The organism is Streptomyces sp. NPDC031274 (genome assembly GCF_055570235.1).
In genome coordinates this window covers 1-1,044 of record NZ_JBVIHP010000477.1, presented here as the reverse complement: position 1 = coordinate 1,044, position 1,044 = coordinate 1, and the positions used below count along the sequence as shown (strand labels likewise).

Annotated in this window: 2 protein-coding genes; both read left to right on the top strand. The window is 59.4% G+C overall.

From position 1 onward, the window contains the following. The coding region (locus ACZ5CR_RS47305; protein ID WP_468870263.1) for a hypothetical protein at window positions 1-529 on the top strand (529 nt) is incomplete at its 5' end. A 119-nt stretch (window positions 530-648) separates the two neighbouring features. Next, window positions 649-966 (top strand): RNase A-like domain-containing protein, encoded by a 318-nt coding sequence (locus tag ACZ5CR_RS47300; protein WP_468870261.1) that lies wholly within the window; start codon window positions 649-651, stop codon window positions 964-966. Window positions 967-1,044: the final 78 nt, after the last annotated feature.

Here is a 1,044-nt window from a genome sequence, read left to right as displayed (position 1 = left end):
GGATGAGTACGTGTTTATACGGACTGGTCCTCGCCTGCACAGGGATTGGCGCCTCGATGCCATAGCGGTAATGAATCGAGAGGTGGCAGATCCGCGGGGATGGGCCGCGCTTGATTGGGATGAGGGAAACGATGAAGGGCGGGCGAAAATGGGCCCCTCATTTCCCTTCTTGCGTCCCACGGTTGAATTCCTTGGGGAACGGCTCTACGAAGTCGAGCCCGAGGTTGCGTCAGAACTGCTCGTGGCCTTCATGGATGATTCCTGCCGTCTGGAAAATATTCCGAACTACCGGGAAGAGGCAGAGGATTTGCGCGATAGTTCGCGTACTCTTCTCTCGCGATTCTCCCCGGATTTTCGTTGCTACACAAACGTCACCGAAGCTCGTGTGGCAAAGCGATTCGATGTTCGCCGTGGAAACCTTGAGCCTGGTCTGGGGTGGTCCCCATTCACGGAGTACGGGGCAGACTATGGATTGGTCGTAATCTCCTCATCCGAGGTCGGCGTCTTCTGGTCCTTCAATCCGTCGTGATCGGGAACATCACCAAAGAGGCTCTCGTCTCGAGCCGTCCCTGAACTTCCTGGGGCGCGGCTTCCCATGTACGGCTGAGGTCCACTGGTTCCTCTGCACGGATCGACAAGGTGCGCACTGTGGAAAATCTCTGGCGTGGGCGGACAAGGAGTTCGACCTACCCCGACCGCGAAACGACCCAATGGGCCACGCAACAAGTTGTCACCCGCAATGAACAGCTCATCCACCGTTGGCTCGCCCAGGGCACCCGGCAGCGCCTCACCATCGAAGCTTCCTGGCCCTCGCGGACCGAGCCGGTTGGTCGTGTGCTGTTGCAGGCGATGATGCTTGCCGGACGTGAGCCGGTCGACACACGCGCCGCCCGCGTGATCCTCAAGCGTGACAGCTCGAGCCCGCATGGATTCATCGTGCACGCCACATTCCCGATCTACCTCTAGCCTCCGAACTACCCGAAAAGGTAAGCCGCCGTGTCCATGAAGCCGCTGGAACATGACCACCGCTACGGCGAGTTGGAC